The organism is Enterobacter sp. RCC_40, from assembly GCF_041360735.1.
Taxonomy (GTDB): domain Bacteria; phylum Pseudomonadota; class Gammaproteobacteria; order Enterobacterales; family Enterobacteriaceae; genus Enterobacter; species Enterobacter ludwigii.
In genome coordinates this window covers 322,562-348,236 of sequence record NZ_JBFUPR010000004.1, presented here as the reverse complement: position 1 = coordinate 348,236, position 25,675 = coordinate 322,562, and the positions used below count along the sequence as shown (strand labels likewise).

23 protein-coding genes and 1 other RNA gene are annotated in these 25,675 nt (G+C 53.0%); 12 read left to right on the top strand and 12 right to left on the bottom strand.

The genetic code is table 11. The features are described from left to right. Positions 1–34: 34 nt before the first annotated feature. The 11 genes from AB6731_RS16295 to kbaZ form a co-directional block, all read right to left on the bottom strand. The gene (locus AB6731_RS16295) at positions 35–1,924 is read right to left on the bottom strand and encodes an enterotoxin (RefSeq protein ID WP_163326576.1); all 1,890 of its coding nucleotides are present in this window, start codon (positions 1,922–1,924) and stop codon (positions 35–37) included. Positions 1,925–1,940: 16 nt separating this feature from the next. After that, on the bottom strand, positions 1,941–3,113 hold the full coding sequence (locus AB6731_RS16290; RefSeq protein ID WP_068795047.1) for a MalY/PatB family protein: 1,173 nt from the start codon (positions 3,111–3,113) through the stop codon (positions 1,941–1,943). A 12-nt stretch (positions 3,114–3,125) separates the two neighbouring features. After that, the gene (malX, locus tag AB6731_RS16285) at positions 3,126–4,697 is read right to left on the bottom strand and encodes a maltose/glucose-specific PTS transporter subunit IIBC (protein ID WP_020883553.1); all 1,572 of its coding nucleotides are present in this window, start codon (positions 4,695–4,697) and stop codon (positions 3,126–3,128) included. Positions 4,698–4,815: 118 nt separating this feature from the next. Next, positions 4,816–5,688 carry a tagatose-bisphosphate aldolase subunit KbaY gene (gene kbaY / locus AB6731_RS16280; protein ID WP_014171757.1) on the bottom strand — a complete coding sequence of 291 codons (873 nt, stop codon included), beginning with the start codon at positions 5,686–5,688 and terminating at the stop codon, positions 4,816–4,818. 12 nt (positions 5,689–5,700) lie between these two features. Beyond that, on the bottom strand, positions 5,701–6,849 hold the full coding sequence (locus AB6731_RS16275; RefSeq protein ID WP_371006570.1) for an SIS domain-containing protein: 1,149 nt from the start codon (positions 6,847–6,849) through the stop codon (positions 5,701–5,703). A 246-nt stretch (positions 6,850–7,095) separates the two neighbouring features. Then, a complete protein-coding gene (nagA, locus tag AB6731_RS16270) occupies positions 7,096–8,229 on the bottom strand; it encodes an N-acetylglucosamine-6-phosphate deacetylase (RefSeq protein WP_371006569.1) in 1,134 nt (377 codons plus the stop codon). Beyond that, positions 8,226–8,660: a PTS galactosamine/N-acetylgalactosamine transporter subunit IIA gene (agaF, locus tag AB6731_RS16265; RefSeq protein WP_138014182.1), complete on the bottom strand. Its 435-nt coding sequence runs from the start codon at positions 8,658–8,660 to the stop codon at positions 8,226–8,228. The genes nagA and agaF overlap by 4 nt, the downstream gene beginning before the upstream one ends. Before the next feature lie 15 nt (positions 8,661–8,675). Further along, a complete protein-coding gene (gene agaE / locus AB6731_RS16260; RefSeq protein WP_025202940.1) occupies positions 8,676–9,554 on the bottom strand; it encodes a PTS N-acetylgalactosamine transporter subunit IID in 879 nt (292 codons plus the stop codon). Beyond that, complete coding sequence (agaW, locus tag AB6731_RS16255) at positions 9,544–10,323, bottom strand: PTS N-acetylgalactosamine transporter subunit IIC (RefSeq protein WP_020883559.1); 780 nt, start codon at positions 10,321–10,323, stop codon at positions 9,544–9,546. Before agaW ends, agaE begins: the two co-directional genes overlap by 11 nt. A 10-nt stretch (positions 10,324–10,333) precedes the next feature. Continuing rightward, entirely contained in the window at positions 10,334–10,807 is a 474-nt protein-coding gene (agaV, locus tag AB6731_RS16250; RefSeq protein WP_014171751.1) for a PTS N-acetylgalactosamine transporter subunit IIB, read from the bottom strand. A gap of 19 nt (positions 10,808–10,826) precedes the next feature. Continuing rightward, entirely contained in the window at positions 10,827–12,122 is a 1,296-nt protein-coding gene (gene kbaZ, locus AB6731_RS16245) for a tagatose-bisphosphate aldolase subunit KbaZ (RefSeq protein ID WP_371006568.1), read from the bottom strand. 251 nt (positions 12,123–12,373) lie between these two features. On the opposite strand from kbaZ, the gene AB6731_RS16240 reads away from it, so the two are divergent. After that, positions 12,374–13,183: a DeoR family transcriptional regulator gene (locus AB6731_RS16240; protein ID WP_121339864.1), complete on the top strand. Its 810-nt coding sequence runs from the start codon at positions 12,374–12,376 to the stop codon at positions 13,181–13,183. A 34-nt stretch (positions 13,184–13,217) separates the two neighbouring features. Here the strand turns inward: AB6731_RS16240 and garD are convergent, their stop codons facing one another. Next, a complete protein-coding gene (gene garD / locus AB6731_RS16235; protein ID WP_279261716.1) occupies positions 13,218–14,789 on the bottom strand; it encodes a galactarate dehydratase in 1,572 nt (523 codons plus the stop codon). 407 nt (positions 14,790–15,196) lie between these two features. On the opposite strand from garD, the gene garL reads away from it, so the two are divergent. The 11 genes from garL to AB6731_RS16180 all read left to right on the top strand — a co-directional run bounded on the left by garL (position 15,197) and on the right by AB6731_RS16180 (position 25,383). Continuing rightward, a complete protein-coding gene (garL, locus tag AB6731_RS16230; protein ID WP_371006567.1) occupies positions 15,197–15,967 on the top strand; it encodes a 2-dehydro-3-deoxyglucarate aldolase in 771 nt (256 codons plus the stop codon). 21 nt (positions 15,968–15,988) lie between these two features. Beyond that, positions 15,989–16,879: a 2-hydroxy-3-oxopropionate reductase gene (garR, locus tag AB6731_RS16225; RefSeq protein WP_041162871.1), complete on the top strand. Its 891-nt coding sequence runs from the start codon at positions 15,989–15,991 to the stop codon at positions 16,877–16,879. 60 nt (positions 16,880–16,939) lie between these two features. After that, positions 16,940–18,085, top strand: a complete 1,146-nt coding sequence (gene garK, locus AB6731_RS16220) for a glycerate 2-kinase (protein ID WP_371006566.1) — start codon at positions 16,940–16,942, stop codon at positions 18,083–18,085. A 32-nt stretch (positions 18,086–18,117) separates the two neighbouring features. After that, an RNA gene (gene rnpB / locus AB6731_RS16215) (RNase P RNA component class A) lies at positions 18,118–18,496 on the top strand. 289 nt (positions 18,497–18,785) lie between these two features. Continuing rightward, positions 18,786–20,180, top strand: coding sequence for a tyrosine-type recombinase/integrase (locus AB6731_RS16210; RefSeq protein ID WP_233456266.1), 1,395 nt, complete (start codon positions 18,786–18,788; stop codon positions 20,178–20,180). Between the two features lie 149 nt (positions 20,181–20,329). Further along, entirely contained in the window at positions 20,330–20,596 is a 267-nt protein-coding gene (locus tag AB6731_RS16205) for a helix-turn-helix domain-containing protein (protein WP_371006588.1), read from the top strand. A gap of 92 nt (positions 20,597–20,688) precedes the next feature. Continuing rightward, a complete protein-coding gene (locus tag AB6731_RS16200) occupies positions 20,689–21,189 on the top strand; it encodes a hypothetical protein (RefSeq protein WP_371006565.1) in 501 nt (166 codons plus the stop codon). Between the two features lie 132 nt (positions 21,190–21,321). After that, a complete protein-coding gene (locus AB6731_RS16195; RefSeq protein ID WP_202785670.1) occupies positions 21,322–21,522 on the top strand; it encodes a hypothetical protein in 201 nt (66 codons plus the stop codon). Then, positions 21,495–22,841, top strand: a complete 1,347-nt coding sequence (locus AB6731_RS16190; RefSeq protein ID WP_371006564.1) for a primase-helicase family protein — start codon at positions 21,495–21,497, stop codon at positions 22,839–22,841. The genes AB6731_RS16195 and AB6731_RS16190 overlap by 28 nt, the downstream gene beginning before the upstream one ends. Positions 22,842–23,452: 611 nt before the next feature. Next, on the top strand, positions 23,453–24,076 hold the full coding sequence (locus AB6731_RS16185) for a recombinase family protein (RefSeq protein ID WP_100124897.1): 624 nt from the start codon (positions 23,453–23,455) through the stop codon (positions 24,074–24,076). A 170-nt stretch (positions 24,077–24,246) separates the two neighbouring features. Next, the gene (locus tag AB6731_RS16180; protein ID WP_371006563.1) at positions 24,247–25,383 is read left to right on the top strand and encodes a hypothetical protein; all 1,137 of its coding nucleotides are present in this window, start codon (positions 24,247–24,249) and stop codon (positions 25,381–25,383) included. The last annotated feature ends 292 nt before the right edge of the window (positions 25,384–25,675 follow it).

Here is a 25,675-nt window from a genome sequence, read left to right as displayed (position 1 = left end):
TATCGGCCCGGCAATCACGCCGGGCCAGTTTATTTTACTTCGCAGGAATGGCCTCGTACACCAGCGTTTCCAGCGGCTGCAGCGTAATCACCACGGCCTTTTGATACTCTCCTGGTACGCTTGTGTTACTGCCGTACACGGCGTTCAGACTGAACTGCGCCATGCCCCCTGTCGGGATTTCAAAGTCTTTTGCCAAATCCAGATAATAGGTTTGCGGCTTATCTGACGGGTTTCGCAAGCCCAGAATGGCTTTGTCTTTGCTCCAGGAGGCCCAGCCGTAAACCTCAAGCGCCGTCGGGTCGCCACCGATCCAATGCGTATCCACCAGCACGCTGGCGTTATTTCGCGCCCATTTTGCTGCCTGCGCCAGGGTGTCCCATTTCACCTTATTCAGCATTGATGGCGTGATATATAACTCCTGCAGTTGCGTCCCTGTGGCGAAGTAGCTCCAGACCTGATCGGCAAAATCGCTGTCCGTTTGCACCTTCTCCAGTCCGTAATAGGCATTTTCCGCGCTAACTATCCCGTGGTACATCAGCGAGTTCAGCGGGAACAGTGGGCCTTTACGCACAATAGAGCGGTATGTTTCAGCATCGCGGTAGGTCATCCACTGCTGTACCGGCGTGCCGGGGCCGTAAAGGTTGATGTCATCTCCCTGACGCCAGATGGAGTCGGCATAGAACAGCCAGGACGGGCTGGCGTCGGTACCGGTTGTCAAGTTGATAAACAGATTGGGGTTTGCGCTGCGCATGTTATGCAGCAGGGCGATAGACGCATCAAAATCGGACGCGAACTGGCTGCCAGTAATATGCGAGTTGGCGTTGCCCATCCCGTCGAGCTTAAACGAGGTGATATGTTCGTTTTTAATCAGCTTGATGATCTGCTCATTGAAGTTTTTGAAGTAGCGCGGGCCCGAGAGAGCCAGCTTCCCGTCTACCGTTTCGAAGCCGTACTCTTTGGCGTGGGAGACGCGAATATCGCGCGGCTTATTATAACCTCCCCACGGTGAGAGCCACAGCCCGACGGAACTGTGCAGACTGTCCGCTTTTTCCCTGACCTTACCAAAGCCGTGGCTGAAGGCCGGGCCAAACAGCCAGCGTCCGGTACGATCGTCCCAGCCATCGTCCAGCAGGAATGCATCCAGCGCCACGCCGCGTCCGGTGATAAATTCTTTATTCCACTCATCCATCCGCCCCAGCACATCCTGTTCGGTGTAGGGGTTAAAGAAGCCGATATCCATCCAGCTGTTATAGTGCAGATAGGGTTTGTACGCCCGTGGACGCACGGCGTCGATAAACTGGTTTACGCTACGGCGCAGCTGGCTGGTTTCCGGGAACGTACCAAAGTAGGTGGTAAAGCTGACCGGCGCGTCAGGCTGAACCGGCGTTTTCAGCTCCACGTTCAGATTGGTCGTCGCTTCATAGGCATACGTATTAACGATTGGCTTATCCGGCAGGATAAAGAACGAATCAGCAATAATGGGCGAGCTGTTGATGGCGCCATCAACGTACGGTGCCTGAGACTGCTTTTTCGTCGGGAAGAAGGTGATTTTCGCCACCTCTCGCGGCTGGCCGACGGCCGCAATGGTGTAATCAATACTGGCGTATTTTCCCTTCACCAGATTCAGCTTCACCGTCACGTTAAAATCCGGACGGGTGAAATCAATGACAATCGCGTTGTCCTGTTTTTCTACATGCTTAATTGTAAAATCTGCGGTGTGAATTTTGGTCTCATCCGGCAGGGTCAGAAAGAACAGCTCCTGCGGCGTAAGCGGATGGTTAGCCGTTTTGTCTTTCACTACTACCGTTGAACTGGCGTCATCAAACGAGAGGGCAATGGAGTCATTATCGAGCGCATATTGCGCTGCCGCCGCGCCATGAGAAACACACAAGGCAAGCATCGAGAGTGTGAGCACTTTTTTCATCAGGGTAAGATCCTTATTAGTAATGCTTCAGCATTCGGGTGATGGACTGCTCCAGCCAGTAGCGCTGGGTGCCGAAATTAATGCGCAGGTAGTGTTCGCCGTTTTGGACATAGTGGCTGCCATCTTCGAGGACGACGCCAGCCTGATGGGCGAAATGTCGGGTCAATTCAGTGGCGCTACGTTCATCTGCGCTGACGTCAACCCAGGCCAGATACGATGATTCCGGGTTCATCATTTTCCAGGCCGGGAAGTGGGTCTGGATGGCCTCTGCCAGATAGCCAGCGTTACGGCGCAGATAGCCGTTCAGCGCGTCGAGCCACGGCAAACCATGCTGGTAGGCAAGAATAATTCCCCATATCCCGAATATATTGGGTGAGGTGATGGCATTCTTCTCAAGCTGGTGGCGAAAGCGCTGGCGCAGGGTGGCATCCGGAATGATGGCGTAGGAGGTTTTCAGCCCGCCAAGGTTGAACGCTTTATTCGGGGAGGTCAGCAGGATCAGATTGTCCTGCGCCGCGCAGCCGGATGCCAGACAGCTGACGAAATGACCGTCCAGAATATGTTCGGCGTGGACCTCATCAACCATCAGAAGGGTGCCGTAGCGTTGACAGAGGTCTGACACCTGGCGTATCTCATCGGCGTGCCAGATCCTGCCGGAAGGGTTATGCGGCGAGCAGAAGAACCACAGTTTTGGACGGTATGTTCTGAGCTGTTCTTCCACCAGATTAAAATCAAGCTGGTAGCGATTTTCCCTCACGCACAGTGGGTTTGCCAGTATTGCTACCCCCTGACGCTGGGCGGCCATGGCAAACGGATCGTACACCGGTGTGTTCATCATCACCGTGTCGCCAGGTTTACAAAACGCCTGAACCGTATAATGCAGCGTGGAGACAGTACCGTACGTCAGCGTGATCCACGATTCATCGACGTCAACATGATGTCGTTCGCGCTGGAAGGCGATAACCGCATCGTAAAATTCGTCAAAGCACCAGGTGTAGCCGAAGGTGCCATGCTCCACGATGCGCTGGAAACCTTCTGTCACGGCAGGTGGGGAGGTGAAATCCATATCGGCAATCCACAGCGGGATAAAACCTTCAGGCACATCACCAAAGCGCGAGCGGACAAAGGCGTGATCCCATTTTCGACACCGGTCGCTTTTACGCTCAATGATTTCGTCAAAATTAAACACCACAACCCCCTGTTAAATTAAGGCTTCAATGCCGGTTTTTACGCTTTGCACCTGCGGGCCGATGATCACCTGGACGCTGTGCGCATCCAGCACCACAACCGACAATGCACCGGCCTCTTTTAACGCCTGCTGGTCGATCAGACTCATGTCTTTCACCACCAGACGCAGCCGGGTAATGCAATTATCAAGCGACTCGATGTTCTCTTTACCGCCGAGCGCACGCAGGATAAGCCCATGATCGTATTTCGATTTTCCGCGTGCCCGGGTATTGGCCTCGACGGCCTGCTGTGCACCCTGGGTGTCCACTTCACGGCCCGGCGTTTTAATATCGTGTTTGAGGATGTACCAGCGGAAGACGAAGAAGTAGAGGGCAAACCAGGCAATGCCTACCGGGAATACCAGATACCATTTGGTCGACATTCCTTGCATGACCCCGAAGATAAGCAGATCCAGAATGCCGCCGTCGGTGTTGCCGATGGTCACCCCCAGCAGAGCCATGACCATCAGCGCCAGGCCCGACATCACAATATGGAAGGCGTAAAGGGCAGGGGCGATAAACAAGAACAGGAATTCAATTGGCTCGGAGATCCCGGTGACGACGGAGACCAGCACGCCGGAGAGCAGCAGGCCTTTAATCACCGGGCGGTTTTCCGGGCGGGCCGTGCGATAGATGGCGTATGCCACTGCCGGTAAGCCGAAGATAAAGGTCGGCATAAAGCCCTGCGACAGGAACGCGGTAACGTGCGGGCTGAACGGCAGACCCGCTTTCAGTTCGGCGTAGAAAATGTTCAGCGCCCCGGCGACTTCATGACCATTGACCATTTCAATACCGCCCGCGGGCGTGAAGCGCACCATCGCCAGCAAAATATGGTGCAGGCCAAAGGGTTTGAGCAGTAGTACCCCCACGCCGTAGAGGAACGGGCCGAACACGCTGGTGCTCTGGATAATATGGCCAATCCCGGTAATACCCAGCGCAACGTACTCCCACAGCAGGGGAATAAACAGCCCCACCAGTGAGAGGGTGAGGGCGGTGATAATCGGCACAAAACGAATGCCGCTAAAGAAGGCGAACGCGTCGTGTAAAACGGTGTCCTGAAAACGCTCGTGCAGGAAAAAGGTAATGACCCCAACCACGATACCGCCCAGCACACCCATCTCCAGGGTTTGAATGCCCAGTACCATCGATTGCCCGACTTGTCTCATGGAGGCGGCATCTGCAAGCTGGTGGGTCGCAATCAGGTAATAATTGATGCTCATGTTCATCAGCATATAGCCAACAAACCCGGCAAAAGCGCCCACTGCTTTGTTGCGTCTGGCCAGCCCCATTGGGATCGCCATGGCAAACATGAGGGGAAGATAGGTAAAGGCGAAGCCGCCAACCATGGCAATAAAGCCAAAGGTGAGCTGAGTTAATTCGCCGCCCAGAAAGGGGAAACTTTTGAGGGTGGAGGGGCTGGTAACAGAACTACCGATACCCAGCAATAACCCCATAAAGGCCAGAAGGGAGACCGGGAACATAAAGGTCTTTCCCAGGCTCTGAAAAAACTCCCACGCTTTCGATTTAAACGACTTTTCCTGTGTCATGTAGGGACTCCTCGGAATTATTTATCGTAATGGAAGGCGCTGTCTGGCTTAAGGACACGCCTTCATATTTGCGAGGCTTATAGTTATTTTTGAGTTACTGATGTTCTATGCGATGAGATCAGGCTTCCGCCGGGAGCAGCAATCGGTTCGCCGAGCCGCACACGGTGATTTTGCTTCTGACCACGTCTTTCATGGCATCCATGCCAACCCGCATGTAGAAACGCGGATCGTTGCCCTGCGGGTTCTCAGCAAACCAGGCCTTAACGGCGCCAGAGAACGCTATTTTTAGCTCGGTTGCCACGTTCACTTTGCAGACGCCCAGCTCTATGGTGCGGCGAACATCGTCATCCGGCACATCACTCGCCCCGTGCAGCACCAGCGGTACGCTCACCACGTCGCGGATTTCAGCCAGCCGTCGGAAGTCGATTTTTGGCCGTTTGGTATAAAGACCGTGAGCGGTTCCGATGGCCACGGCCAGGCTGTCGACGCCGGTCAGCGCAACGAAGCGTTTCGCTTCCTGCGGGTCGGTCAGAAACGCGCTTTCAGCGTCCACGCTCATGTCATCTTCCACGCCGCCCAGGCGGCCCAGTTCGGCCTCAACGCTGCAATCGTTGAGGTGGCAGAAGTCGACCACTGATTTCACCAGCTTTACGTTTTGCTCAAACGGATAGTGGCTGCCGTCGATCATCGCGCTGCGCACACCCGCGTTAACTTTGCGACGAATGTCGTCGAGCGATTCATGATGATCGAGATGCAGCGCCAGCGGCATGTCGTAAGTGGTGGAGTACGCGCTACACAGGGCGTAGATCTCTTCCAGGGCAATGTGCTTAAAGGTGCCCGGCGTGCCCGCGAGGATCACCGGCGATCGCATTTCACTACACACTTCGAGGATCGCCTGGATCGTCTCCGCGTTATGGATGTTGAACGCCGGTACGGCGTAGCCTTTCGCCTGGGCGTCCAGAAGAAGATATTTTGTCGAAATAATACTCATGATCGGATCCTCTTAAGCCTGCCACGGATGAATAACGACGCCCTGCACGACACGGTTAACCGTGCCGCTGGCGGACGGCGTATCCGGGGTATTGCCCACACGAAGTGACTGAGACAGGGCAAAGACCTGGGCGTACATCAGGAAGCAGAAGGCCTGCTCCATATCGATAAACGTGCGGGCAGGGGGCAGCAGGATATGCGGGCCAGCCTCAACGACCGGATCGGTTTCGGCGGCAATGGCCACCACGCGCATGGCCTGACGATCGCGGCGCAGCTCAGCAAGCAGATCCAGATCGTACTGCCGCGTATACGGATGGCTGGAGACAAACACCACCACCAGCGTTTCGCGATCCACCAGCGATTTAGGGCCATGACGGAAACCGGTTGGGGAATCGTAGAACGCCGCCAGCTTGCCTGCCGTCAGCTCCAGCACCTTCAGCGCCGATTCACGAGCGGCCCCCTGCAGACCCCCGCTTCCCAGATAGACGATCCTTTTCCACGGATCGTTGCCAAAGACGCTCTGGCTGAAATCGCCCAGTGACGTGAGGATCGTCTGGCAGCGATCGGCCACATCGCGGAAGGTGTGGCTGTTGATGGTCTCCGGGGCGAAGACTGCCAGGCAGCTTGCCATCATGGTGGTAATGCTGCTGGTCATCGCGAACCCGCGATCGTGTGTTTCGGCAGGCATCAGCAGCGCATACGCGTTATCGCTGTTTACCGCGGTCTGATAAAGGCTTCCCGCCTCATTACAGGTGATCGACAGGTGGTAGCACTCCGGCACACACTGGTTTGCCAGTTCAACGGCGGCTACGCTTTCCGGACTATTGCCGGAACGGGCAAACGACACCAGCAGCAGCGGGTGTGCGGCGCTCAGGTAGTCCATCGGATTCGTGACCAGATCGGTCGTCGGTACGGCGGTAATGTTTTTCCCGGTGTGGCTGGCGAGCCAGGGCGAAATGATGTCGCCGATAAAGGCCGAGGTGCCTGCCCCCGTCAACACGATCCGCAGCTCGCGCTTGCGCAGCAGCGGCGTCAGGAAGTTATCGATCGACCCGCGCAGGTTATCGATATTGTTGAGTGAGCGGATCCAGCTGGCGGGTTGCTGACGGATCTCTTCTTCGGTCCATGTGCCGGTGGTGGCGGTAGTGTTGGTTTCTGACATAACTCAGTCCTTAGTCGTGTGAATTCCACATCAGACGCTGGCAAACGTGTCGCTATCTTTCGTTTCGTTTCACTTGTTCACTTAAGCAGTTAAATAAAATCTATAGAAAAGAAATCGAAAGTTCAATGAAAGAAAAGAAATAAAACGAAAAGTGTGATCGGCAAAGAAAAGGCAATGATTAAGGAAAGGAAAAGAAAGACCTTGCGATCGCTTGCCGCAAGGCCCAATAACGGGACAATGAAAGGTCTAAAGGGGGAGAGCCAAACCCTGGATCCAGATCTGCTGAAGGTGGAAACCTTCATCCAGCGCAATCATATTGGCACGCTTGCCCGGTTTTAAGGAACCGAGCTGGTGATCAATACCCAGCAAGCGGGCAGGGTGCAGCGAGGCCATATGGATCGCATCCGCTGGCGTTATTCCCGCCTGCGCCACCATATTGCGCACGGCGGCATCGAGAGACAGCGTGCTGCCTGCAAGCCCACCGGAAACGGTGCGTACCACCCCACCGTGCATGTTGACCTCGTCGCCACACAGCCTGTAACGTCCGTCGGGCATCCCTGCGGCCTGCATGGCATCGGTAATCAGTACGATCCGCTCTATGGCACAGCAGGTGCACAGCCGCAAAGCGCCCGGGTGAACATGATGCCCGTCGGCAATCAGTTCCAGCCATGCCCGCGGGTCCGTCAAGCCTGCACCGACCATACCGGGTTCACGATGATGGAGCCCGGTCATGCCGTTATAACAGTGCACTAACCCATCAGCGCCCGCCTCAAAAGCGGCAAGCGTTTGATCGTACGTCGCGGCGCTGTGACCCAGCATGACCCGTATCCCACGCTGCTTAAGGTGGCGAATGGCCTGCAACGCACCGGGTTTCTCCGGTGCCAGAGCGACAACCCTGAGGGTGTGTTGCGATACTTCAATCAGCGAGTCCAGTTCGCTGACATCCAGCTCACGAAACAGCGCCGGCGGATGTGCCCCTTTGTTCTGTGGCGTAAAGTAGGGACCTTCAAGATAGCTGCCCAGTATCTGCGCGCCAGGCCCCCCGGACATGCAGCGCCGGGCGATGCGTGCGAGCGCCCGGTGGACAGTCTCCAGCGGTGCGGTGACGGTCGTCGGTAAAAAAGCCCCTGTGCCTTCACGCGCTTTATGCATCGCCAGCGTGTCCAGCACCTCTGGGGCATCATCCATCACGTCCACACCCGCGCCACCGTGAACGTGGGTATCGATAAACGCCGGGCAAAGCTGGTCGGCATCCCGGGCATGCACGCCAGCTGGGATCGGCTCGATGGCGGTGATAATTCCGCTCTCCATGCGTAGCTGGTGATCCTCCAGCCAGCCCTGCTCGGTCAGCAGACGACGCGCGCGCAGCACCTGACTCATATCCCTTCCTCAGCGGGGGCTTCCTCACGACAGCGCCCCAGCTCATCCACCAGGCTGGTCAGGCCGCGATGCCCGCATTCCAGGGCCTGCAGACGAAAGGCTTCGCTGCTTAACCCGTCGCGCTCCAGTACCATCTCAAGTAACAGCTGCAGGTTTGTACCGGTAATCACTTCGCTGCCGGGTCTTTTCATGGCGAGTGTTGATGCCACCCGGAACGGCGTCCCCCCGAGCAGATCGGTGAGAAACACAATATCGTCCTGCCCGTCCAGTTCACTGACTGCCTGTTCAAGCTGCGCGGTCAGCCGCGCGGTGGTGGAGCTTTCAGGAAAATCGATGGCGATAAACTGCGGCTGCTCGCCGAGGATTTGTTTCATCGCCTGTTCAAGCCCGCTGGCAAACCCGCCGTGACCCGTCAAAATAATGCCCAACATTGCGACCTCTTTGCTTTACAGGAAGTGACAGAACTTACCGACAACCCCCAGCACAACGGTGATACCGATCAGGCGCAGTGGGGTCCAGCCGCGACGAACCAGCCAGAACATGGTCAGGGTATAGACCAGCGGCAGGAAAGCGGGCATCAGTTTGTCGATAACGTCGGCTTGCAGCTTGACCACCGCATCCCCGGCCTTGATTTCAAGCGTGGTGTTGAGACGTACGTAGGTTGCCACCAGCGCGCCAATGACCGTCATCCCCACGATGGAGGCCGCGTGGCCGACCTTTTTGGTATTGGCTTTAATCAGCGGGATGGCTGCCACGCCCATCCGGTAGGCGTAATGTGCCAGGCCAAAACGCAGGCCAAGATGCACTACGTTAAACAGCACAATAAAGACCACCGCACCCAGTATGGAGCCTTGCAGGGCAAGGCTTGCGCCGATCCCGCCGCAAATTGGCAATAGCGTAAGCCAGAACATGGCATCGCCAATGCCGCCAAGCGGTGCCCCCACGGCAATCTTGGTGCTCTGGATACTGTTGACATCCTGCTTGGAGCGCTCCATCGCCAGGATGATGCCAATGACAAATGTCACCAGAAACGGATGCGTATTGAAGAAGCCCATATGGCCTTTCATGGCGCGGGCCAGATCCCGCTTGTTGGTATGGATCTTTTTCAGCGCGGGCAGGAGGCCATACAGCCAGCCGGAAGCCTGCATACGTTCATAGTTAAACGAGGCCTGCAGCAGCATCGAACGCCAGGCGACACGGTTAATATCCTTTTTCGTCAGCTCGGCACCAATATGTTGATCTTCGTAGACGTTTTCATTCACGCCCGTGAGCAGCGTCTCTTCGTGGTCAGAAACGCCAGGCAGCGTAGTTTGATTAGATGCCATCTTCGAATTCCTCTTTCTGGGCTGCAGGTGTCGCCGGTTCAGGCGATTTACGCATCAGGTCAATCAGCGCCATTGCCAGCGCGGCCGCGGCAATCGCCAGCACCGGCAGTTTCAACCAGGCTGCGGCAACAAAGCCGATGATAAAGTAAGGGATATAGACGTTTTTCATCATGATTTTCAGCAATACGGCGAAGCCAATCGCGGGCATGATGCCGCCGGCGACGCCGAGGCCGTCAATCAGACGTTCCGGCAGCACATCAATGGCGGTTTTCGCGTGTTCAGCGCCAAAGTAGATCGGCAGGAAGGCACACAGAAAATAGAAGATACCGAGCGCCAGCAGTGCCAGATAGTTGACCCTTTCGATGCCGTTCGTGTCCGCATTGGCTGCCATGCGGTCACAGCGGGACATCACCCCGGACATGACGGAGAACAGGAAAGTGATCCCCATCTGTACCGCAACCGCAAACGGGACGGCGACCCCAACGGCGACATCCGGCTTCACACCGGTGCTGATCGCAAACGTGGTGCCGACAATCGTGCCGATAATGACGTTTGGCGGTTGCGCGCCGGCCAGCGGAGCCAGCCCCATCCAGACCAGTTCCAGCGTACCGCCCGTTAAAATACCGGTGTGCAGATCGCCCAGAATGAGGCCAACCAGCGGCCCGAGCACCACCGGGCGGTGCATGTGTGTTAACCCGTTAAACATATCCAGGCCCGCGATAAAGGCGAGAATGCCCAGCGCGAATGCCTGCAAGAGACTAATTTCCATTGTGAATCCCTCAGAGCAGTTTAAAGAGATCCAAAGCAGTCTCAGTCGGAACACCCTGAACGAAGCATTCCACTCCGGCGGCTTTCAGGCCGTTAAATGCGGCGATATCGTTCGCATCGACAGAGACCGTTTTGGCAATTTGTTTTTTGCCACTGGCGTAATGCAGGTTTCCTACGTTGATACGGGTGATGGGCACGCCGCCTTCGACCAGCGTCAGAAAATCCGCGGGTGATTTGCAGACCAGCAGAATTTTCTGGCGCTCGGCAGCGCGATGAATGTTGTCGATCACTTTTTGCAGCGACCAGAAACGCACGGCGATCCCTTCTGCGAGCACCATCTCCATCAGGTTTTGTTGAACCGGATCCTCAGCGACTTCATCATTAGCGACCAGCACCAGGTTGGCCCCCGCAAACCCAACCCATTGCACACCTACCTGACCGTGGATCAGGCGTTCATCGATGCGGCATAAGACAATGTTTGGCATAGCGCTTTCCTCTTTTTAATTATGCGTTTTGAGTCGTTACGCCTTCGCAGGCGGCATGGTACTGCTGGAGTATGTCCTGAATGTGGTCGAGGATGAGGTCCCGTGGTGTCGACTTGAGAGCACCCTCGCGAACTTTGCTGTACTGCAACGGCAGGTACTGGCTGATCAGCGGCAGCGGGATCGGTTCGTCTGCCAGGTTGCGTACCAGTCGCGCAAAGGCTTCGTCGATCTGGCTGTCCGGCCAGTAATAGCGCACCCGATCGGAGTAGCTATACCCGCGTGCCAGGCGTCGCGCATTGCCATCACCGTGATAATGGCTTTGCCAGTATTCGGGGCGATCGAGCATCACGTTTTCCAGGACATGACGCAGGCCCGAACAGGCTTTTGCAGGCAGCAACTCTTCTTCAATGGCGGCCAGCGAGAACAACACTTCACGCAGGGCAAAGGTCAGTGCCGGGCCAACTTTGAGGATGGCGAAGTGATCTTTCACCAGCTGGCGCAGCGCCTGCGGTGTCTGGTAGTCGGTAGAGTGCGCTTCAAATATCAGCGTGTCGTAAGCTTCAACCATATGGCTCAGGGCGACGGCGTTTTGCGGTTGATAGTCACACACATGTGCGTGGTCAAACTCAACGCCAGGCTGAACCACCAGGCCAATAATGCGTGGCCAGATGTCGCTTAACCCTTCTTTCTCGAACGCGTGGCGGTGAGCTTCAAGGGTGGCACGCGCGGCTTCTGGGGTCGTGACGGCAAGCTCGGTGAGCGTTTCATGCGCGCCGCCCGGAACCGGCACTTCCGTACCGATGACATAGACCAGGTCAGCGACATCAGCGTGCGCCAGGCTGGTTTTCTCCGCAATTTTCGCCAGGCGTGCCGCGCGCTCGGCAACGATGGCGTCGGTTAACGGTACTGGATCGTCTTCGCAGGACATGCTGCAGTCGAGGTGGATCTTTTTAAACCCGGCAGCGACATAGCTTCTGATCAGATCTTCGGCATTCGCCATCGCCTGCCGGGCAGGCAAGTTTTGCCAGCGGTTTGGCCCTAAATGATCGCCGCCGAGGATCAGTTGCGATGTCGGGAAACCAAGGGATTCCGCCAGCTTACAGACGAACCCGTGAAAATCGGCGGGTGTCATACCGGTGTAACCGCCAAATTGATCCACCTGATTAGAGGTGGCTTCAATCAGCAGCGGCGTGTGATGCAGTTGGGCGTAGCGAATTGCGGCTTCAAGTACCAGTGGATGTGCGGAACAAACGGCATAAATCCCGTTCGCATTCCCCCGTTTATGTTGTTCCACCATTTCTGTCAGATGTTTCACTTTCCTCTCCATTTCGGATGGTGATGGTTTTCATCTTTCGTTTTGTTTCATTTAATCCTGCATCATGGTGGTATAAAAATAAAACGAAAGATAATAGTTTTCCGATCTGTTTCACAAAAGAAACATAATGAAAGGTTTCAGCGACGAGAGAGTGCGCTGACTGGAAGCAGGCAGGGCTTGCATTCCCATAAAAGAAAGGCGTTAATAGACAAAACGAAATGAAATGAAAGACCATTTATTAAGGAGCTCGCATGAGCAGCACCGATTCATCCGCGGAGAAGCGCGTCACCGGCACCAGTGAAAGGCGAGAGCAGATCATTCAGCGGTTGCGGGCACAGGGAAGCGTGCAGGTTAACGATCTTTCTCATTTATATGGCGTTTCCACGGTGACGATCCGTAACGACCTAGCGTTTCTTGAGAAGCAGGGCATTGCCGTTCGTGCTTATGGCGGAGCGCTGATTTGTGAAGGCAATGCGCCTGGCAATGAACCCTCCGTGGAGGACAAAAGTTCGCTCAATACTGCAGTTAAGCGCAGTATCGCGCAGGCCGCCGCCGCGCTGGTGAAGCCGGGTCATCGCATCATTCTGGATTCCGGAACCACAACGTTTGAAATCGCCCGTATGCTGCGTCAGCACACGGATGTGATTGCCATGACCAACGGAATGAACGTGGCGAATGCATTACTGGAAGCGGAAGGGGTGGAGCTGCTGATGACCGGTGGGCACTTGCGCCGCCAGTCGCAATCTTTTTACGGCGATCAGGCTGAGCAGTCCTTACAGAATTACCACTTTGATCTGCTTTTTCTTGGGGTCGACGCCATCGACCTCGATCGCGGCGTCAGTACCCACAATGAAGATGAAGCCCGACTGAACCGGCGGATGTGCGAGGTGGCAGAGCGTATTATCGTGGTCACTGACTCCAGCAAATTTAACCGTTCGAGCCTGCATAAAATCATCGATACCCAGAGAATCGACATGATTATCGTCGATGAAGGGATTCCGCCTGAGAGCCTGGAAGGGCTGCGTAAGAGCGGGATAGATGTGGTGTTGGTGAAGGGATAAGTTGCCCCCTCTCTTCGGGAGAGGGGGAAAGCGGTCACGTCACCGGTGCCGGGTTAAACACCGCCAGCTGGTTATGTAATCCCCATTGATCGGAGAACGTCTTCTTACGGCCGCTTGCCACGTCCAGAATGAAGTGGAACAGCTTCCAGCCGACATCCTCAATACTCTCTTCGCCAGTGGCAATGGTGCCTGCGTTGATGTCCATTAGGTCATACCAGCGGTTTGCCAGCTCGGTACGGGTGGCCATTTTAATCACCGGTACCGCCATCAGCCCGTACGGCGTGCCGCGCCCGGTGGTAAAGACCTGCACCGTAATGCCGGATGCCACCTGCTGTGTGCCACAGACGAAGTCGCTGGCCGGGGTCGCGGCGTAAATCAGGCCGCGTCTGGTGGGGCGCTGGCCCGGGGAGAGCACTTCAACAATGGCGCTCTGGCCGGATTTGGCAATCGAGCCGAGGGCTTTTTCCACCACGTTCGCCAGACCGCCTTTTTTATTGCCCGGAGAGGGGTTGGCGCTGCGATCGGTTTGTCCCATGTCGAGATAGTTATCGTACCAGGCCATCTCCTCAAGCAGGCGTTTGCCCACCTCTTCATTGATGGCGCGTGGGGTGAGCAGATGGATGGCATCACGCACTTCGGTCACTTCGGAGAACATCACCGTGGCGCCACAACGGACAAACAGATCCGAGGCATAGCCCACCGCCGGGTTCGCCGTGACGCCTGAAAACGCATCGCTGCCGCCGCACTGGGTGCCTATCACCAGCTCTGATGCCGGGCAGGTCTCGCGCTGGCGCTGGTTCAGTTTTTCCAGATGGCGCTCCGCCACCTGAAGGATATCGTCAACCATTGAACGGAATCCGACGTGATGCGCATCCTGTAAACGAACAATGCTGGTCTCGTCGACCGGAATGGCATTCACATCTTCGGTGCCCTGCAACAGACGCTCTGGCTGCAGCTTTTCGCAACCGAGACCAATGACCATCACTTCGCCACCGAAATTCGGGTTCAGAGCGATGTTATGGATGGTACGAATCGGTACCACGGCCGCCGGAGCATTGATGGCCACGCCGCAGCCGTACAGATGGTTCAGACCTACCACGCCGTCGACATTCGGGTATTTCGGCAGCAGGTCGCGCTCAATGATTTTCACCACGTAATCCACCACGCCTGCCACACAGTGCACGCTGGTGGTGATACCGAGCAGATTCTTGGTGCCTACGCTGCCGTCCGCATTCCTGTACCCTTCGAATGTGTACCCTTCCAGCGGGGGCAGTGGCTCAGGAACCCGGGTGGCCAGGGGTAGCGTGTTCAGCGGCGGCGCTTCGGGTAGCTCAACCAGCGACTCCTCAATCCAGCTCCCCTGAGGAATAGCGCGAACCGCATACCCGATAACTTCGCCATACCGCACGATTTCACCGTGGGCCGGGATATCCACCAGGGCGACTTTATGCCCCTGCGGAATATGTTCAGTCAGCTCCAGCCCATCCGGGAAACGGGTTCCCGCTTTTAGACCGTTGTCGTTAACAATTATCGCCACATTATCCGTGTCGTGAACTTTGATATAGAACGCCGTCGGCGACGCTTGTCGAATTTCAATGTCGGCCATTGTTCAATATTCTCCAGCAAAATGTCTGATAGTAAATGCAGCCAGGGGATGTTTATTTTCTTATCGCAGAAATAAAGACGCAGCTTGAGTCAATAAAGAATGTCAGGAGACGAGATATCAAAATGTGATCCCGATCGCTCCTTAAACCCGGCGAAGATGCCACCCGGCCAGCAATGCCTGATTCTGTGCATCAGCGCCCATCGCATTGTGCATATGCTCAAAATATTATCAAAACACGCCGCAATGCTTGAGCATTAAAACAATGTGCTGTCATGACGTGAGGATTATACTGAATGACGATTTTATAACGCCTAAATTAAGTCAGGAAATAAATATAACGCTGACGCTGCGTCTGAAAATATAAATATGAACCTGAATAAGACTGCGGAATTAAAAAGGTAAACGCGATGAATAATGATATCTTCCCGAATAAGTTTAAAGCGGCCCTCGCGGCGCACCAGATCCAGATTGGCTGCTGGTCCGCGCTGGCAAGCCCCATCAGCACCGAAGTACTGGGCCTGGCCGGTTTCGACTGGCTGGTGCTGGACGGCGAACATGCGCCGAACGATATCAGCACCTTTATTCCGCAGTTAATGGCGCTCAAAGGGAGCCATAGCGCGCCGGTGGTTCGCGTCCCGACCAACGAGCCGGTAATCATCAAACGTCTGCTGGATATTGGGTTTTACAACTTCCTGATCCCGTTTGTGGAAACGGAAGAGCAGGCGGTGCAGGCCGTGGCGTCAACACGTTATCCGCCGGAAGGGATCCGCGGGGTCTCCGTTTCCCATCGTGCCAACATGTTTGGCACCGTCCCGGACTACTTCACACAGTCCAACAGCAACATCACCATCCTGGTACAGATTGAGAGCCAGCAGGGGGTCGATAACGTCGACGCTATCGCTGCCACCGACGGTTTGGATGGCATCTTCGTTGGCCCAAGCGATCTTGCTGCGGCATTCGGCCATCTGGGCAATGCGGGTCATCCGGAGGTGCAGCGCGCTATTCAGCACATCTTTGCCCGTGCCAACGCGCACGGCAAACCGTGCGGCATTCTGGCGCCGGTTGAGGCTGATGCCCGCCGCTATCTGGAGTGGGGCGCGACCTTCGTTGCCGTCGGTAGCGACCTCGGCGTATTCCGCTCGGCCACGCAGAAGTTAGCGGACGCCTTTAAAAAATAACCATCATTGAGGAAACGAATTATGACGCTGAAAGTGGGTTTTATTGGCCTTGGGATCATGGGTAAACCCATGAGTAAAAACCTCATCAAAGCAGGTTACTCCCTGGTGGTTGCAGACCATAATCCGCAAGCCGTGGCCGAGGTGATTGCCGCAGGTGCAGAAACCGCAGCAAGCGCCAAAGCGATTGCTGAGCAGTGTGATGTCATTATCACCATGCTGCCAAACTCCCCGCATGTGAAAGAGGTGGCCCTGGGGGAGAACGGCATCATTGACGGTGCCAAACCCGGCCTGGTGGTGATTGACATGAGTTCTATCGCGCCGCTGGCAAGCCGTGAAATCAGTGAGGCGCTAAACGCGAAGGGCGTCGATATGTTGGATGCCCCGGTCAGCGGCGGAGAGCCCAAAGCCATCGACGGCACCCTGTCGGTGATGGTTGGCGGCGACAAAGCTGTTTTTGATAAATACTACGACCTGATGAAAGCCATGGCGGGCTCCGTGGTGCATACCGGCGATATCGGGGCGGGTAACGTCACCAAGCTGGCAAACCAGGTGATTGTGGCGCTGAACATTGCCGCAATGTCGGAAGCGCTGACGCTGGCCACCAAAGCGGGCGTTAACCCTGATCTGGTGTATCAGGCGATCCGTGGCGGCCTGGCGGGCAGCACCGTGCTGGATGCCAAAGCGCCTATGGTGATGGATCGTAACTTCAAGCCCGGTTTTAGAATCGACCTGCACATTAAAGATCTGGCGAATGCCCTGGATACCTCCCACGGCGTGGGCGCGCAGCTGCCGCTGACCGCCGCCGTCATGGAGATGATGCAGGCCCTGCGAGCGGATGGTCTGGGCACTGCCGACCACAGCGCGATTGCGTGCTACTACGAAAAACTGGCGAAGGTGGAAGTCTCTCGCTAATAAAAACGGACGCGGGAACGCGTCCGCTATTTTTGCCGAGTGCGGTAACAGGCGACAACTATGAAAATCGTAATCGCGCCAGATTCCTGGAAAGAAAGCCTTTCTGCCTCCGGGGTTGCTCAGGCGATTGAAAAAGGATTTCGGGAAATTTTCCCCGACGCACTTTATGTTTCGGTGCCGGTTGCTGACGGCGGGGAAGGTACGGTTGACGCGATGATCGCCGCCACCCAGGGCACAGAACAGTATGCTCGGGTCACGGGCCCGTTGGGTGAACAGGTAAACGCCCGCTGGGGCATGTCCGGCGATGGCAGCACGGCATTTATTGAGATGGCCGCCGCCAGCGGTCTGGCACTGGTCCCGGCCACCCAACGTAACCCGCTCGTCACCACGTCCCGGGGTACCGGGGAGCTTATTCTAAGCGCGCTGGATAAAGGTGCCCGACATATCATTATCGGCATTGGCGGCAGTGCCACCAACGACGGCGGCGCCGGAATGATGCAGGCGCTGGGGGCCACGCTCTGCGACGCCAACGGCACTGAAATGGGTTATGGCGGCGGCAGCCTGATGACGCTCAACAGCGTCGATCTCTCCGGCCTCGACGCCAGGCTAAAAGATTGCACAATACACGTCGCGTGCGACGTCACGAATCCGCTGGTTGGCGAGAGAGGCGCTTCCCGTATCTTTGGCCCGCAAAAAGGGGCGACAGAGGAGATGATCCTCACTCTCGACGCTAACCTCAGCCACTATGCCGATGTGATAAAAAAATCTCTGCGAATTGACGTGAAACAGGTTCCCGGTGCGGGTGCCGCGGGGGGCATGGGGGCGGCCCTGATGGCCTTCCTCGGCGCGGAACTGAAGAGCGGTATTGAGATTGTCACCCAGGCACTTAACCTCGAAGAACATATTCACGACTGCACGCTGGTACTGACGGGCGAAGGGCGCATTGACAGCCAGAGCATTCAGGGCAAAGTGCCCGTCGGTATCGCCCGTATCGCCAAAAAATACCATAAGCCGGTGATCGGCATTGCCGGCAGTCTGACCCGGGATGTGGGGGTCGTGCATCAGTATGGCATCGACGCGGTATTCAGCGTGCTGAGCCGCGTCGAGTCGCTGGAAGAGGCTTACCGTGGGGCGTTTGACAATATTTACCGCGCCTCGCGCAATATCGCCGCCACTTTGCAGATAGGGATGCACGCCCAAGGGTGACAGCGGGGCACAAACCCTCTATACTGCGCGCCGAAGCTGACCAGACAGTCGCCGCTTCGTCGTCGTCCCCTTTCGGGGGGAGACGGGCGGAGGGGAGGAAAGTCCGGGCTCCATAGGGCAGGGTGCCAGGTAACGCCTGGGGGGGAAACCCACGACCAGTGCAACAGAGAGCAAACCGCCGATGGCCCGCGCAAGCGGGATCAGGTAAGGGTGAAAGGGTGCGGTAAGAGCGCACCGCGCGGCTGGTAACAGTCCGTGGCACGGTAAACTCCACCCGGAGCAAGGCCAAATAGGGGTTCACATGGTACGGCCCGTACTGAACCCGGGTAGGCTGCTTGAGCCAGTGAGCGATTGCTGGCCTAGATGAATGACTGTCCACGACAGAACCCGGCTTATCGGTCAGCTTCAACTTCTTCTAAAACAATACGTTGGTGTGTCTCAGGCTTTCTAAGGCAAAACTGTGACACAGACTGTGATACAAAAGAGACACACCAACGGCTGTTCCATCCCCAACATCCTAAAGCGTGGCAATCGCTACAGCCTTCATTTCAGACTACCCTCAGGTGGTTTTTTTCGTGTGTCTCTGGGCTGCGATTCAGCCACTAGAGCAAGATTTATATCTTCCCGTCTCTCTATATTCATTTCTTTTGTAAAATCGGCCAAGATGGAGCCAGCGCAACTTTTGGACATAGTGCAGAAAATGAAGAAGTTAGAACAAGACGATATTGATAGTTATTTGCTCAAAATTCAGGCAGCTTTTTACGCCGCGGCAAAAAAAATTCCCTCAAAAGTGCGTAGTACATTGCGAAAGTCAGGTTCTCTGGTTGATGAAAAACGGAATGCGAGAGATTTCGGGCAATTGCTTGATTTTACCTTCAAACAAGACTCTGACCCGTTGTCATTGGATTCGGTTATCGAACAACTTGGTAGCCAGTTTGATCTTACGGGCATGGAGGATGAAGTTGATTATTTGGCTTCAGAGTACGATCTCCGATGGCGACATTACTGCGATGCACATATAGCCTTTCTGGATCAACGACATTCAGATTATCGGCAGATTGTTAGCTCTATGCGACCTGACAATGATTACGTTTCCATCGCAGAAGATAAACCTGCAACACCCTTAATCTCTAAACTAACCTTATCCGATGCATGGAAGGGATTTGTAAAATTTAAGTCGGACTGGACTCCCAAGATTCGGCAGGGGAATGAAAAATACTATGAAGTGATAGAGGCGGTTTTGGGGGCTGACACTCAAGTTTCTGACATTACTCGACGTGATATTAAAAACCTGCTTGAGGTAGTTGAAGGTTTACCTCGTCAGAATAAGAGGCCTTATAACCGGATGACGATCCAGCAATGTTTGGACTTGGATGAAGTCCCAGAAGAAGATCTGGTTTCATCCAAAACGGTCAAAGATTATCTGAAACTGTGTCAGGGGTTGTTTTCAACCTACCTGACTAAAGAAGAGGATATTCTTGAATCATCACCGACACTTAACGTTACGTACCAAGCTAAAAGCCACAGCTATGGTTATTACACTCGAGCAGAAATGCGAAAATTAGTATGTCACTTTGCAACTTTGGAAGGGTGGAATAAATGGGGTTTTTTGCTATTGGCGTACACTGGCGCTAGACGCTCTGAAATCGCAAAACTGAAAGTTTCCGATGTGCGGTTGGACGAGGATAGCCAGAGGCATTACATAATGATCGGGGATAGTAAAACTGAGGCAGGCATTCGACAGGTTCCTATCGCAAAGCGTCTTCTTGACATGGGGTTCTTGCTGTATCTGGATGGCAAAAAGCCAGATGCTTACCTGTTTCCCGAGATTACTAATCGAAGTCAGGTAACCCGGTTGTTCCACGCGATACGTGAGCAATTGAATATTGATTACCTTGACGATTTTAAAAACAGGCGCATTGTTCACAGCTTACGCCACACTTTCGTAACTGAAATTCAGGCAAAACATACCCTCACGCTTGTTCAGCAGACAATCGGCCATGAGCATTCAAACCAGGGACAAACTAAGGTTTATACAGGCAAGATGAAAGTTTCTGACTTGCTTCCAGTGGTTGATAGTGTTGATTGGTTTTAAATGATAATTGTTCCCATTTGGGTGATTTTATGATAAAATACCTCTTATAATGAATAACTTATTGAGAGGTCATTTTGTGCTTTGCCTTAACGCTACCAGCTTTTTCACCGCCTTCCTCAGAAGAACGTAAAACGCTGGTCAGCATTCTCATGAAGTCCGGGCTGACTCTGACGACTTCACGAATTCACCTTCTTCACTACCTGACGCAAAACCATATCCCGTTAACAGCTTTCGACCTGTCACGATTGGTGAATATTCCTTTATCGACAACGCACAGAAATTTATCCGCATTTGCCGATTTTGGGCTGGTGGATTTCATTGTTGACCGTTCGAGTGTGTGCCGCTGGTATCTTCTGATAGCTGGACGACCGAACTATTGTCCTACATGCAACCAGACGTTTAACGCCGCTTACTAAACACAACATAACTGCTCAAAAACGGTACTACTGACGCAAGTTAGCGCCAGCGATCACTTTTGCCCAACTTTCACCGATTACGGAGACCAACTATGGCAACGAAAAAAAGCACTCAGAATGCAATTTCACCGGAGCTACAATCCTTTATTGACGAGATTGCAGCCAGATACCAACCCGACCCCGAAGCACTGCACCGCCGTATTGAAAACGCTGAAGCCCGCTATAACCGATATCAGAATTTTACTGATATCCCAGCGCGGCTGGTGGATAAATTCCAGAGCCTGATCCTTGAAGGCTGGAGGTTTCATCTTGCTGGGCCTGCTTCAGTTATTGCCAACTCATCGATGATTTCCGTTACTTTGCAAAAGCCAGACTTATTGATTGAGCAGGAACTTGAGTATTTACGAAACAAAGTCTCCGAGGACTACCGCACGTCACTGTTTGACACAATGGAAGTTGAAATCGAGGAGTTGATGAATGATGCTTCTGACGACGTTAAACGTAGAGCTGAAGAGCAAGCCGCCGCCGATGTGTCAGCAATGAAACAACAGCTTCGTAATCTGCTTACGCAGGGGGGGTATGACATCTTCTAAACAGAGCCGCGAATGCCCTGAGGTCATCATTGATCCTGATGCTCTGACCCGAGCTATAGCCGCCGCGCGAAGGCTAAAGGAAGCAGACCCTGAACGCTACAGATCAATACCTGTTGGTGCGGAGAAGCAGCTATGAAAATTTACGATATTACGGTGACAGGTGCGACCGCCGATTGGCTGACCTCTGCACGCGGAGATATGCCACTGCCAGTTTTTTTACGTCGCCTACTTACTGAAATCGCCAGCGCCCCGGAAAACTATATCGACCTTATCGATGGTATTTTTAACACCTCAGTGGAGGATACATGCAGAACCAGACAGCAAATAACCTGACCGAAGATCACGCCGCAAATGATGTGGACGCTTACGATAGTGAGCAGGAAGAAACAAAGAAGTTACATGCCCTCAATTTTGCCAATTACATGAAAGAAAGGGGGTATATTTACCTCAACCGCCCACAGGGACCGGAGCTTTACAGCATTGGGACAGATAAAACTTATCCCTATCATTCAGAGTACAACTTATTTCTTCAATGGTACAAAAAGCAGCCTGAAGTAAACGTGAAGCCAAATCCGGCTATAGTTCACGAAGCCCTTGTTCAGGGTTTAAAATTTGTTTCTGGTAAGACTTTCGCGCCGGGTAGCAGTGTTCCGCTGATCTATGAAGCAGATGGTGTGCCAGTGCTTAACACATGGCAGCCATACGAGCCAAAGACTGAAGTCATGCCAGACGCGGATCTTTCGCTGTGGCTTGAGTATCTGGAGCGCCTATTCCCTGCTGCTCAAGAGCGTCATACAGTTTGCCAATGGCTAGCGCATATGTTCCAGCGACCAGAAGAAAAACCAAGCTGGCATCTGATGTTGACAAGCGACACCGGGACCGGAAAAGGCTTTTTCTTCCATAACGTCTTATATCCATTGCTGAACAAACAAGCATCACTGCTTAATTCATATGACAAGCTGACCGGAAAGTTTAGCTCAGTGCTTTCATCCAGCCTGCTGGTGTTCCTTGATGACTGTCAGTCAATGTCAAAGACTTTGCAAACACAGCTCAAGTCACTACTTACCGAGCGGCGGCAACAGGTTGAAGAAAAATATGCTCAGGCCCGGATGATTGATACCTGTACTCGCTTTATTCTTGCCAGTAATGAAAAGCGCCCACTGAAACTGGATGCTAACGAGCGTCGTTGGTATGCCGTCACATACCTGGAGCACCAACAGGGTCGCGAAGATACCACGCAATTTCTTGATCGTCTGGATACATGGTTGAAACAGGAAGGGAATCTTGATGCGCTTTACTTCTGGTTTCAGCAATATGACCTGGCTGGCTTCAACCCAAACCGCTGCGAATCCACAGTGACCTTAAACAGTATGATCGAGCAATCCCGGTCAATGCTGGATATTGAGTTATCCGACTGGCTGGAATCCAACAGGGTTTTCAAAATGGATACGCTGAAGCTCGTCCTCAAAGAGCCCCCAGATAAGGTAAAGCGCAAGCTGGAGGAACTTGGTTACCGACAGGCACCGATATACACTAACGGGCCGGGTGTAGATCGCTCCCGTTACTGGTTCCCACGAGACTGGAAACCAAAACAGGCGGCACAGTGGATTGAAGATCTAAAGATCGACAACGATGCATCGACACCGTTCTAATCGGGGCTTGACCGCCCCTTATATTTTCCCTGAACTCAATAATCCCTTGCTAGAGAAATAAAGCCCAGAACAATCCCAGAGAAAAATTTTGTTATATTAAGTGTTATCAATAGGTTATCACCTTAATCCCGATAATCCCAATAATCCAAAACATCTTTTATATACAACGTTAGTTACTGTGACGCACGTCAGTAAGTCACGGATGCAAGGCGTTGCCGCATGTGCAAACCCTGAAGCGGCGCACCGCTTTACTATGCTGGTGGCAAGTTTGCTTAACATGGTCACCTCTCACCGCCAGCGCTCAGACGCACATAAAAATTCAAGCAGGCATTCTCACTGCTGAACTAAACCAACCAGCTAGACACAGCGATCTGATGCAGCAACATAGGCTGGAGTTTCTCAGATTAAATCCGGCTGAAAGCTGGGAAAATGCTCTTCTGAATAATCGCCTCACCTCGGTGATAAGGTCATATCGCTATTTTCACAAAGGGTATACCTGAAATGAAAACAGCTTTCGTGAACAAAGTCATTCACAATGAGTAGTAAAAATTGACTCTATGTAGATAATTCACGTAAAGTTATAGAGTGAGAACCCAATGTGAAAAAAAACAATGACTACACACCAAATCACGACCCACGTTTACCTCAGGGCATCCACTGACGATCAAGACGCTACACGCGCACTTGAAACCATCAATGACTTTGTTGAAGAGCATCGGCTAACAAGTGTTGAGTATTATGTCGAAAACTTTTCTGGGGCCAAGTTGGAGCGCCCCGAACTTACCCGTTTGATTGCCGCAGCCAAAAAAGGCGACTTTTTGCTGGTGGAGTCCATAGACCGCTTAACCCGACTCCCCGCAGCACAATATGAAGCCCTCAAGGCTCGTATTAAAAAACAAGGTTTACGAGTCGTTGTTGTGGATCTGCCTACATCGCACGATGCATTAAAATCCGCAGCAGGTGACCGCATCATTGAGCTTATCAACGGCCTCATGATGGATATTGCAGCCCATTACGCACACGAGGACTACACCAAACGCCGCCAACGTCAGGCACAGGGCATTGCTAAAGCAAAGGCTGAAAATAAGTACAAAGGCAGACCAGCGGATACAGATCTGCGACGCAAGGTTGAGTCGTACCTCACCAAAGGCGGGAATACATACGCGGAGATCGCGAAACTGTGTGATTGTTCCGTTGGCATGGTCGCAAAGGTCAAAGCATTACTATCAAATTGATAAACATGAAATTTTGTCCTAATGATCATTTATTCCACTTATCGAGTCTGAGCTGTTTTCATTTTGGGCATTGAAAATGCCCCCCATATACGACAGCAAAGGAAAAAATTTAAAAAAGGAACTGAATGAATTACTTTATGTTTTAAACAAGTACGCTGGGGGGGAATGTTATGCACACGATGCTTGAGGACTATGGCGTAGAGATAAATGAGTATCTCATCGATGAGCTTAGGGAGGCGGTAAACCACAACCTTGATTACGTTTATACACACTTCTCTGATCAGAAGGGTAAAAACAGATGGGGTGCATTATGCAGTTGCATGGACTGGATAACCGTAGCTATCCGATACATAAAAAATTACCCTGAGTTATCTGATGATATCGACATCAGAGCGATGCAAGTTTACTCCCTCATATCTTCAATCGACATCATCACTGAATCCATTGAGCAACTTCACCGCATTGTGATAAGTGAGAAACTTGAAGGATGGCCCTTTAAGGGAAAGAATACTGTTTTCAAAAAGAAAGTTGCTTACTTATCAGGTAAGGATGATGACCTCTACTTTGGCGAAATCAGATCAGTGTTCGGAGCTCATCCAACAAAACTTCGCAACGGCAAAGAGGAAAAGCTGTTCGCGAGTTGGCCGCATGAGAATTCTTTCGAAGGTTTTGACTTTACCGTTAATCTTTCGAGCAACATTGTGGGCAAGGAAGATGTGAGTTTCGGTATAAATATTGCTGAACTCCTCGCCTACGCCAAAGAGCGCTTTGAACATCTTGTGGACATAAAACATGGTCTGGATTTTCTTTATGACAAACGCTGTAATGAGTTAGCCAAAATACAAATACCAGAATCACATAGCATTCAGGAAGAGCTGGATCTCTTATTGGAGGCGTCCAAGGTTCGGTTCAATAACGAGTATTATCACTATACTATCAGTGAGTTAATCACCATTTTTTCAGTGACTCTCACTGAAGAAAAGCTCAAATCTGATGAATTGGCGTTCAAAGAGAAGTTACTACCACTAATTGCTGAAATACGACGAAATCTCCAGAACATGAAACTAGTCGATCTTGAGTGCGGTAACGGAGTTATTGTTTCTTCCCTGCCTGGTCGTGCTCTAAGCTACGAACTACCGAAACTATTCTCACTCTTACATTCAGAGCGTTATGACCCACTTATTGATTATTATTTCAAGCAATTAAACAAATACTGTGGTGAAAAATACACATTCCGAATCACTGACGGCTATGGGATAACGTTACTTAAGCTCCGTATGATGACCTACGCAGAAAGCAAGAGATGAGAGCTTCAACAGAGAGGTATTCACGGTAAGCACTTTACGGAATGTCACCCTCAAAATAATTATTATGAATCAATGGGATAAAAAATTTTGACTTGTTCATTATAGTTAAAGTACGTACTAACCCTTCCTGATATTTCTGTATTTCCAGAACGGGCTTTATGCCTCAGAAAGTCCGGGCTTGACCGTGCGGCCCACGTACCGCCGATATTTTTCTTCTGTGTGCAATTTGGGGAAGGGGCTTCTGGACTCTTTGCGGCAGCGCGGGGGGGGGGTAAGTCGCCGGGAATTTACC

Coding starts and splice junctions, on each gene's coding strand:
- AB6731_RS16195 (WP_202785670.1), top strand. CDS start 21,322: ATGAAAATTTACGATATTACGGTGACAGGTGCGACCGCCGATTGGCTG.
- agaW (WP_020883559.1), bottom strand. CDS start 10,323: ATGGAAATTAGTCTCTTGCAGGCATTCGCGCTGGGCATTCTCGCCTTT.
- garL (WP_371006567.1), top strand. CDS start 15,197: ATGAATAATGATATCTTCCCGAATAAGTTTAAAGCGGCCCTCGCGGCG.
- AB6731_RS16190 (WP_371006564.1), top strand. CDS start 21,495: ATGCAGAACCAGACAGCAAATAACCTGACCGAAGATCACGCCGCAAAT.
- AB6731_RS16185 (WP_100124897.1), top strand. CDS start 23,453: ATGACTACACACCAAATCACGACCCACGTTTACCTCAGGGCATCCACT.
- agaV (WP_014171751.1), bottom strand. CDS start 10,807: ATGCCAAACATTGTCTTATGCCGCATCGATGAACGCCTGATCCACGGT.
- AB6731_RS16240 (WP_121339864.1), top strand. CDS start 12,374: ATGAGCAGCACCGATTCATCCGCGGAGAAGCGCGTCACCGGCACCAGT.
- AB6731_RS16275 (WP_371006570.1), bottom strand. CDS start 6,849: ATGTCAGAAACCAACACTACCGCCACCACCGGCACATGGACCGAAGAA.
- garD (WP_279261716.1), bottom strand. CDS start 14,789: ATGGCCGACATTGAAATTCGACAAGCGTCGCCGACGGCGTTCTATATC.
- agaF (WP_138014182.1), bottom strand. CDS start 8,660: ATGTTGGGCATTATTTTGACGGGTCACGGCGGGTTTGCCAGCGGGCTT.
- kbaY (WP_014171757.1), bottom strand. CDS start 5,688: ATGAGTATTATTTCGACAAAATATCTTCTTCTGGACGCCCAGGCGAAA.
- garK (WP_371006566.1), top strand. CDS start 16,940: ATGAAAATCGTAATCGCGCCAGATTCCTGGAAAGAAAGCCTTTCTGCC.
- AB6731_RS16210 (WP_233456266.1), top strand. CDS start 18,786: ATGAAGAAGTTAGAACAAGACGATATTGATAGTTATTTGCTCAAAATT.
- nagA (WP_371006569.1), bottom strand. CDS start 8,229: ATGAGTCAGGTGCTGCGCGCGCGTCGTCTGCTGACCGAGCAGGGCTGG.
- AB6731_RS16295 (WP_163326576.1), bottom strand. CDS start 1,924: ATGAAAAAAGTGCTCACACTCTCGATGCTTGCCTTGTGTGTTTCTCAT.
- AB6731_RS16205 (WP_371006588.1), top strand. CDS start 20,330: ATGAAGTCCGGGCTGACTCTGACGACTTCACGAATTCACCTTCTTCAC.
- AB6731_RS16180 (WP_371006563.1), top strand. CDS start 24,247: ATGCACACGATGCTTGAGGACTATGGCGTAGAGATAAATGAGTATCTC.
- agaE (WP_025202940.1), bottom strand. CDS start 9,554: ATGGCATCTAATCAAACTACGCTGCCTGGCGTTTCTGACCACGAAGAG.
- malX (WP_020883553.1), bottom strand. CDS start 4,697: ATGACACAGGAAAAGTCGTTTAAATCGAAAGCGTGGGAGTTTTTTCAG.
- AB6731_RS16200 (WP_371006565.1), top strand. CDS start 20,689: ATGGCAACGAAAAAAAGCACTCAGAATGCAATTTCACCGGAGCTACAA.
- garR (WP_041162871.1), top strand. CDS start 15,989: ATGACGCTGAAAGTGGGTTTTATTGGCCTTGGGATCATGGGTAAACCC.